The organism is Deltaproteobacteria bacterium (assembly GCA_019309045.1).
In the GTDB taxonomy this organism is placed as follows: Bacteria; Desulfobacterota; Syntrophobacteria; order BM002; family BM002; genus JAFDGZ01.
The window spans coordinates 21,927-30,380 of record JAFDGZ010000039.1; the positions used below are offsets into that span (position 1 = coordinate 21,927).

11 protein-coding genes are annotated in these 8,454 nt (G+C 50.5%); 8 read left to right on the forward strand and 3 right to left on the reverse strand.

Features of this window, described 5'->3' with window-relative positions:
• Positions 1 to 121: 121 nt before the first annotated feature.
• From JRI89_09945 to JRI89_09955, 3 genes are read left to right on the forward strand one after another with little or no spacing between them, the layout of a single operon-like run.
• Positions 122 to 430, forward strand: coding sequence for a hypothetical protein (locus JRI89_09945; GenBank protein ID MBW2071564.1), 309 nt, complete (start codon positions 122 to 124; stop codon positions 428 to 430).
• Positions 431 to 456: 26 nt separating this feature from the next.
• Complete coding sequence (locus tag JRI89_09950) at positions 457 to 1,095, forward strand: hypothetical protein (protein MBW2071565.1); 639 nt, start codon at positions 457 to 459, stop codon at positions 1,093 to 1,095.
• The gene (locus JRI89_09955; GenBank protein MBW2071566.1) at positions 1,085 to 2,197 is read left to right on the forward strand and encodes an anion transporter; all 1,113 of its coding nucleotides are present in this window, start codon (positions 1,085 to 1,087) and stop codon (positions 2,195 to 2,197) included. The genes JRI89_09950 and JRI89_09955 overlap by 11 nt, the downstream gene beginning before the upstream one ends.
• A gap of 16 nt (positions 2,198 to 2,213) precedes the next feature.
• Here JRI89_09955 and JRI89_09960 read toward each other — a convergent pair whose 3' ends face one another.
• The gene (locus JRI89_09960) at positions 2,214 to 2,525 is read right to left on the reverse strand and encodes a hypothetical protein (GenBank protein ID MBW2071567.1); all 312 of its coding nucleotides are present in this window, start codon (positions 2,523 to 2,525) and stop codon (positions 2,214 to 2,216) included.
• A 205-nt stretch (positions 2,526 to 2,730) separates the two neighbouring features.
• Here JRI89_09960 and JRI89_09965 point away from each other — a divergent pair, with 205 nt between their 5' ends.
• The 5 genes from JRI89_09965 to yedF all read left to right on the forward strand — a co-directional run bounded on the left by JRI89_09965 (position 2,731) and on the right by yedF (position 7,049).
• Positions 2,731 to 3,750: a transglutaminase domain-containing protein gene (locus tag JRI89_09965; protein ID MBW2071568.1), complete on the forward strand. Its 1,020-nt coding sequence runs from the start codon at positions 2,731 to 2,733 to the stop codon at positions 3,748 to 3,750.
• Between the two features lie 106 nt (positions 3,751 to 3,856).
• Positions 3,857 to 4,354: a DoxX family protein gene (locus JRI89_09970; GenBank protein MBW2071569.1), complete on the forward strand. Its 498-nt coding sequence runs from the start codon at positions 3,857 to 3,859 to the stop codon at positions 4,352 to 4,354.
• Positions 4,341 to 4,877, forward strand: coding sequence for a rhodanese-like domain-containing protein (locus JRI89_09975; protein MBW2071570.1), 537 nt, complete (start codon positions 4,341 to 4,343; stop codon positions 4,875 to 4,877). Before JRI89_09970 ends, JRI89_09975 begins: the two co-directional genes overlap by 14 nt.
• A gap of 474 nt (positions 4,878 to 5,351) precedes the next feature.
• On the forward strand, positions 5,352 to 6,401 hold the full coding sequence (gene selD, locus JRI89_09980) for a selenide, water dikinase SelD (GenBank protein ID MBW2071571.1): 1,050 nt from the start codon (positions 5,352 to 5,354) through the stop codon (positions 6,399 to 6,401).
• A gap of 51 nt (positions 6,402 to 6,452) precedes the next feature.
• Positions 6,453 to 7,049, forward strand: a complete 597-nt coding sequence (gene yedF / locus JRI89_09985) for a sulfurtransferase-like selenium metabolism protein YedF (GenBank protein MBW2071572.1) — start codon at positions 6,453 to 6,455, stop codon at positions 7,047 to 7,049.
• A gap of 132 nt (positions 7,050 to 7,181) precedes the next feature.
• Here the strand turns inward: yedF and JRI89_09990 are convergent, their stop codons facing one another.
• Entirely contained in the window at positions 7,182 to 7,529 is a 348-nt protein-coding gene (locus JRI89_09990; GenBank protein ID MBW2071573.1) for a DUF86 domain-containing protein, read from the reverse strand.
• Positions 7,519 to 7,815 (reverse strand): nucleotidyltransferase family protein, encoded by a 297-nt coding sequence (locus JRI89_09995; protein MBW2071574.1) that lies wholly within the window; start codon positions 7,813 to 7,815, stop codon positions 7,519 to 7,521. The genes JRI89_09990 and JRI89_09995 overlap by 11 nt, the downstream gene beginning before the upstream one ends.
• Between the last annotated feature and the right edge of the window lie 639 nt (positions 7,816 to 8,454).

Consider the following 8,454-nt stretch of genomic DNA (forward strand, 5'->3'; position numbering starts at 1 on the left):
ACAACCCCACCCCTGGCAGCGATCCTTCCTGAAAAATCTTAATCTTTTCTTAATATCTCCTTCCGGACTTCTTAACCTTTGTTCACTATTCTGAAATAAGCAGGCAAAAGGGGAGGGACGTATGCCGAAGTACTCGAGCAAAAAGACAGCCAAGTTTCTGGTCCCAGCCATAGCCCTGCTCTGTGACGGCTGTGCCCTGAACGGACCGCCACCTCCCGTATTTCCCGGCCTGTTCAACTCGAGTTTTGCCTGGCTGGTGATCGGACTCTTATTAATGATTGGCATTCTGGCCTGGAAAAAACTCAGTTATTCCAGACTGCCGCCAATAGATTATCTGACCGACGCTGTCAATGCCATCAATGAGCGGCTAACCATTCTGGAGCAGAAAATAGAGCAGGCAGAAAAGAGACAAGATGAACACAACAAATAGACCTACCGCAAGGTAAGGAGAACACCATGAAGAAAGTTTGCCTTGTTTTCGTCATCCTGTTGTCCGTTATTTTTTTTGCAGAGAACTCTTTGGCACAGACAATAGCTGGGCCACCATTGTTGCTGCAGCAAGTTCCCGCACCTCCTCCTGCACCGGGTGTTTCACCGGGTCAACCAGTCGCACCGCCGCCGCCGGGCCCGGGAATGGCGGTTGGCCAGACTATCCCCCCCAGCATCCTGCTGACCAATCTGACGAAAGCAGTCGCTGCTGTCAAGAGGCTCGGCAGTCGGCTCTCGCCGGGAAAAGTCTGGATCGGGCGCGGTCCTGGTGGAGAGATTGAAATAAAGGCCGGCCTGTTGTACCAGGGCATTGTCATTGCTGCCTTGCATTTTGATCCCCGCAACGGCAGGATGCTGCCCCTGGGCATCAGTCCCCATGCATATCAGATCGGCATCCAGCTGGCAGCCTTAAAGGCCCGCCTGGCAAACATGATCAAGAAGTTGAAAATCCTCAGTGCCGCGGAGTTTGTGGACCCTGAAGTGAGCTGGTCTTTTCCTGTTGCCTTGGGCAATACCATTGTTACCCATGTCAAAGTCTACTATGACGGCACGCACATCGTGCAAGATTATGCGGCAAGTCAGGAAATGATGTTCTATGGCCAATAAGGTTTATTCTGCGACTGTTTTCGCCCTGAAAAACTCTCTGCTGTCTGTAGTACTGCTCATAGCATCGTTGGGCCTGGCGGTGGCTTTTCGACAGCCTCTGGAGCGCTTACCATCTCTTGTAGACTGGAACACCATCATCACCCTGAGCGGCCTGTTGATGGTCACCACGGGGATCAAAGAGAGTGGTCTGTTTTACCTGCTGGCCTACCGTCTATGTCAAAGGATCGACAGAGAACGGTTTCTCGCCCTGCTGTTAGTTTTTCTTTCGGCAATACTCGCCATGTTTTTGACCAACGACATCGCTCTATTTATCATGGTTCCACTTACTCTGAGCCTGCAACAGATCACGGAAAACGATTACAGCAAGATCATCATTTTTGAAGCCATTGCCGTAAATGTCGGCTCATCACTGACGCCTATCGGCAATCCTCAAAACATCTTTCTCTGGCACCGCTGGGACGTTTCCTTCCTGCTTTTTGCTAAAGAAATGGCTCCGTTGGTTCTTATGATGTCACTCTGGCTGTCTGTCATGACCCTTCTGTGTTTTTCCCCGAGGGAAATAAGAGTTGCTAATCGCCATTATCCCACTGTAAATCGTGGTCTGTTTATCCTGTGTTCTCTTTTGTTAGTTGCATTTATTATTGCGGTTGAGCTGGACTACGAAAGATATTTTCTGGCAGTGGTCTTTGTTGTTCTGTTGCTGTCCCACAGAAACGTCATCCTGAAAACCGATTGGGGACTCATTTTTCTGTTCATTTTAATCTTCATCGATTTGAATCTGATCTGCCGCTTTCAGGCAGTACATGATCTGCTTTCCAGGTTGAATTTTAATCATATTCCTACTCTGTTTCTCTCCGGAGCTTTTTTTTCGCAAGTAATCAGCAATGTGCCAGCAACTATTTTGCTGGCCAATTATTCAACTAATTTCAAGATAATCGCCTATGCTGTCAACATTGGTGGCAATGGTTTATTGATCAGTTCCCTGGCCAACTTGATCGCTTTGCGGTTTTCTCAGAAGCGCTCCAACTATCTAGTTTTTCATGCTTATTCCCTGTCCTTTTTCATGATCTCCCTGATTTCATCTTATTATTTATTTACCTAGATCACCCGGTTGTTCTTCACGGAACTGCGTCAAGCACTGGAGAATCTACTCTCCCTCCATGCCTAACTGGCAACTGGAGGCAGCAGGTCTGCGTTAGTACCTGAAAATCCTCCAAAATCCATCTCCTACTCCCATGGAAAATATGAACTCCGGGGACAGCACCAGCATATATTTTTATTGGTGCTTCCGATGGCAGCACAGATATATATCGAGATTTTATATTTGACACATCGACTTTTTCCATATTATAGACAGCTGACATAATCATCCCTGCAACGAGGTCACCTGTGATATACGATTTTGGCTTTACCTGAAGGCTGTCAGCCATCTAACCGGGCTTGTTAGAGGAAGCCTTGTGGCAAAATCGTAGCCAAGCCGGCACTGTTTTTTTCAGCATCAAACAAGCAATTCTAGTCGATTTCGGCACCATTCCAGTCAAACTCTAACCAGAAAAGCATGTCTGTTGAGTCCAGTAGCAGGCAATGGTTGACTTCTCTAGAGGCAGCCAGTTTCCTGGCAAGGAGGAATGTTCAATGAAAACCCGTGCCATTGTCGCCGCACTAATAGCCTATTTTACCTTCGGCATCTGCTCAACTGCTTTTTGCAAGAGTCATTCAGGAGTTGTCACCATAGAAGTCGATCTCTTAGCCCAGGCTCAGGGGCAGATTGCCCGCCTGTGGATCCCTTACCCTGTTTCTGACCGAGAGCAGCTCATCAGTGACATTCGTACATCTGGCAATTATTCTGCAATGGCAGTTTATACGGACCGGACTTATGGTACGGCCATTCTTTATGCGGAATTGCCGCGCCATGCCAGGAGCCGAAAGTTGAAGTTTTCCTTTGCGGTTGAACGTCAAGAGGTTCGCTGTGACGATCTTCCCCTACAGGAAAGCAACTGGAACCCTGGCGATTACGCCCTGTTCCTCAAACCAACCACCCTTGGCCCAATCGACGGTGAAGTGAAAAAACTGTCCGACAGCATCACCAGAGGAAAAAAGACATTAGTGGAAAAAGCTAAAGCAATCTATGACTGGACCTGTGAGAATATGTATCGGGATCCGAAAGTCGTGGGATGCGGCAAAGGTGACGTGTGCCAGCTCCTGAAGACCCGAGGAGGAAAATGCACGGATATCTCCTCTGTGTTTATTGCCCTGGCCCGCGCTGCCGGTGTGCCCTGTCGGGAGGTCTTCGGCATCCGCCTGGGGCAAAAGACCAGCGAAAACATCACTGCCTGGCAACACTGCTGGGCTGAATTCTTTCTACCAGGCTATGGCTGGGTCCCGGTCGATCCTGCAGATGTGCGCAAGGCAATGCTTCGCGAGAAACTGGCTCTCCAGGACGCGAAAACCAAAGAATACCGGGATTACTTCTGGGGCGGCATCGACGCCTACCGTGTGGTTATTTCTCGGGGCCGCGATATTACACTCAATCCTCCACAGGAAGGTGCACCACTCAACACCTTTGCCTATCCTTATGCGGAAGTGGGGGGGAATCCACTAGATTTCTATGATCCGGCATCGTTCATCTACAGCATCACCTATCGCCAAAAATGATAACTCGGGCAGTCTGGTGGGCGTGGTCGACCAGTACTTACCCTAGAGCTTCCAAGAAAATTCTATAGATCATGGAAAGCTGGCTTTGTTGTTCTCCACAGGGAAAATGAGCATATCCAATTGGTTGTATAAGTTATGTCGCTGGGTTCTTGCCGGAGTCTTCATATATGCTGGCTTTAGCAAGCTTGTGGAACCTGGGGCCTTTGCTGCCCTGCTCGAGGCTTATGGCGTCGTTCCTGCAAGTCTGCTCCTGCCTGTAGCCATTTTCCTGCCAGCCCTGGAAGTGGCTGCCGGCCTCGGCTTGGTGTTCGACATTGAAGGTAGCCTTGCCTTGATTGCTGGTCTCCTCGGGCTTTTTGTCAGCATGCTGATCTATGCCATCTGGATAGGACTGGATGTGGACTGCGGCTGCTTTGGTTCGGAAGAGCTTACAGCCGCAGCACTTCACAGTCTCCGCCCAGCCCTTTACCGTGATTTGTTCATGCTTGCCGACGTCGTTTTTCTCTATGTATGGCGCCGCTGTACCGCCACCAGGCCCGTAGAGGCAAGACAGCTGGTAGATAAATTATTGAACAAGAGGAGGACTAAAGATGCCTACGTCTAAATCAGTGCTGATATCGATGGTCATTATCATTCTGGCAGCTGCACTGGCAAATCCGGCCATGGCTTTTTGGGGCAACAAATTCGAGAAAGAGGTGGAAAAGGAAGCCCTGGCAGTAAAACTCGTCCGGGAGGTGCAGCGAGGGGGCTACCATGTGGTCACCACCGAAGAACTCAAGGTATGGCTCGACTCTGGCAGGGATATGGTGATAGTGGATGCCATGCCGTACGATGCCAGCTACAAGAAGCAACATATACCCGGAGCAGTGCAATTCCTCTTCCCCATCCCAGAGATGAAGGAATGGGACAGCGAAAAAACAGGCGGCAAGACACCGGAAGATTTTATGAAACTACTTGGCAACGACAAAAACAAGGTTATCATTATTTATTGCGGCTTTGTCAAATGCACCCGCAGCCACAACGGGGCAGCCTGGGCCGTAAAGCTCGGTTACAAGAATGTCTATCGATATCCGGGTGGCATTTTTGCCTGGAAGGGAGCAAAATATCCCACAGAAAAGGCAGAGTAAGAGATGTCTGGTCAGGCAATTTTGGCTAGCACTGTAGACAGAGCACCCGAACCCGAGAGACAGACCTGAAAACTCTGTCGATAATGATTTGCGCCAATTGTCTCGGAGACTGGATTTGGTAACAGAAAGCAGTTGTCATGAATGTGGGACACACGGTCACGACATGGACGCTGGAGACAAGGGACTTGTTTCACAGGAAGTCAAGTAGTTTGTCGGAAGGATAATCATTTGATGGTAATGAAACTTGTTTTTGTCTGTCCGACCCATAAAAAAGTATTCAGAAGTGCAGATTTCACTATCCTGGACAACAAGGGTATCATCACAGGTCCCGCAGGTGAAAAGACTCTAGATGCCAAGGTAGTGCTCAACAGCCCTTGTCCGTTTTGCAGTGAAAAACATACCTACCGTGCAACTGAGTTATCCTGTCCATTTGACCGTTCAGAAGATTTGGAAATCCGCAGAGGGAGAACGCCCATGGGGCAAAGCAAGAAAATCCGTTTGACTGCAACAGTAGCCGGCTCTGGCTGAGCCTCCAAACTGCCTCCAGGGGACCTGGATAGAGCGCTGTGTGGCATGGTCTTTCCAACCGACAACAATGTAATCATAGGCCTGGATCGTGCGGACGACGCCGGCGTTTACCAAATTTCTGCAGACCTGGCATTGATCCAAACCGTTGATTTTTTCACACCCGTGGTGGACGACCCTTACTGGTTCGGCCAAATTGCTGCCGCCAATGCCCTGAGCGATGTCTATGCCATGGGCGGCACGCCAAAGACAGCCATGAACCTGGTAGCATTTCCGCTTGGGGAAATGGATCTCACAATTCTGCGGCAAATCATCCAGGGCGGCATCGACAAACTCCGGGAGGCCGAGGTTGTTCTCATTGGCGGACACAGCGTCGATGACAAAGAGCTCAAGTACGGTCTGTCTGTCACCGGCGTCATACATCCGAACCGGGTAATTGCCAAAACAACCCTGCAGCCTGGAGACCGGCTGATTTTGACCAAGCCGCTGGGCTTCGGCATCATCAACACTGCCATCAAGGCGGCTATGGCTTCTGCAGAACTTACTGCCGAAGTGACCCGGTTGATGGCCACCCTGAACCGAGACGCCGCCAGGACCATGGCGGACTTTAAAGTGAGCGCCTGCACAGACGTGACCGGCTTCGGGCTGCTGGGACACCTGGCTGAAATGGTGTGCGGCTCGCGCACAAGTGTGCGGCTCCATTCAGCCCAGGTGCCGGTCATGGCCGAAGCTCTGGAATACGCAGCCATGGGACTCATTCCGGCCGGAGCTTACAAGAACAGAGAGTTCCGGGAACAGATGATCACCTTTGCTGAGACCGTACCCCGCCCTCTTCAAGACGTGCTGTTCGACCCGCAAACATCAGGTGGACTGCTGATCAGCCTCAGCAGGGATCAGGCTGACAGTCTGCTTTCGGCCCTTAAAGATGCTGGCATTACCGATGCTGCTTATATTGGCGAAATAACAGACAATCCGGAAGAGAAGATATGGGTAGTCTAGAGCTGTCTTTCAACAAACGGTGATGAATTGGTAATCTGGGAGAGATAAGAAATGAAAGAGATCGATGCCCGGGGTCTGGCCTGTCCAGCGCCGGTACTGCAGACCAAGGCCGTCCTCCAGGAAGACAAACCCGACAGTGTGCGAGTGATTGTGGACAACCCGGCTTCCCAGCAAAACGTACAGCGTTTTCTGGAGTCGCAGGGATTCTCGACGAGCCTTACACAGGATGGCGAAGATTATCTGGTTGTGGCCACCGGCACCACAGCACCTCCAGAAGAACCGCAGCCATCAACAGACAAACAAGCAGAGGGCAAAAAGATCATGGTCCTGTGCGCCACTGACCGCATCGGCTTCGGAGACGACCAGCTGGGACTCAAGCTGATGGTCAATTTCCTGCGCACACTCAAAGAGATGGGAAGCGAGCTGTGGCGCCTGGTCTTTGTCAACAACGGGGTCAAGCTGACCATTGCCGGCTCGGAAGTGCTCGAGGATTTGCAAGCTTACGAAAATGAAGGCCTCAAGATCATGGTGTGCGGCACCTGTCTGACCCATTTCGACATCCTGGACAAGAAGCAGGTGGGCGAGACTACCAACATGCTGGACATCGTCACCGCCATGCAGTTGGCAGATAAAGTGATCAGCATTTGATATGCTGCAAGAAAATTGGGTTTGTTGAGCCGAATAAGCGATGCCGCCCATGACGCCCCTGCTTGCCTCGAATCATTCGTTCAGCCTGCGACCCCCAAGCATGTTTATTGTTTCCCTGTCCAAAGCCATGGTTCAGTCGCTGCCTTGTGTCAGCAGCCGCTGAAGGGGTTCGACGATCCCAGGAAGATCGTTGTGGATTGTATCCCATAGAATGTCTTCGCTCACACCGAAATACTCGTGCACCACGAAATTGTGCATCGCTCGCATATCAATCCAAGGTATGTCTGGATTCTGCCTGCAAATGTGTTCCGGCATATGCGCCGAGGCCTCACCAATAATTGTAAGACGACGCACAACGGCATCGATGGTGCGTTGATCACGAACGAAATCCTCGAAGGTCATACCCGAGACATAGTCGGTAACGACTTCGACGGCATCCAGAATATCCTTGATCCGAAACTTCCAATCTCTAGAAGGCATGAACGGCTTCCTCCAAGATGTCTTTCTTCAGAGCCTTGTGCAGTGCATTCGGCGTCGCCAGATCCACCGGCCTCCCGAGTATTTCTTCTAGAGAACGTTGCAAGCGGGCCAAGGTAAACAACCCGACCCGTGCACCGGATTCGAATTCCACGAGTATATCGATATCACTGTCCTGTCCTGCTTCTCCTCGAACAACTGAACCGAAAACGGCCAGCGACCGTACATGAAACTGTTCCAAAAGTTCACGATTCTCCCGAATAGTATTGAGTACAGCTGCCTTATCCACGCCAATTCCCCTTTCACGCCACGGGTAATCTTGACTTGTCATCCGCCATTTGAGCAAACCCTCACCCTCTCGGGCAACACCGCCAATCAGAATCACGGCCTCTTCCTGTCCACATCTCACAAGGCTCGACTCGGCCAGATCCTAGCGCATCTACTTAATCTATATGAAATTTTCAGTGATTTTCAAGTGTTTTCCCGGGTTAGATCTGATCGGGCTGGGTGAGGTCTCATCGTCCAGCGCCCGTATTCAGGCAGTTTCTCCTTGTCTTAGAAGGTCTTTTCAATGCCATAAAGTTTGGCGGAAACGTTGCCTCTTTAGGTGATATTCGGCGCCAGCACACGCCTGATAAAAAAAGATATAGATTTTTGTCTGGCTCCTCAATTGCAACCCACTTCATAAGCCTTCTCTCTCCGGCTGTCAAGCCGTAAGCCTTCGTAATTCATCGATTTATCAAAGAGCAGGCCGTTCCCGGCGGGGCGGAAACGGCATTAAGATACATTTCCTCGTACCGGTGATTCATCCTGGGCTGAACGTCGTAAGTTGTGTCGCAAACATGCTCTTTTTTCAGCCTGTCCACTAGCCGGTTAGTCACTGACAATCAGATGAAGGTCCATCTCAAAGGTTTCTGCCAAGTAAGCC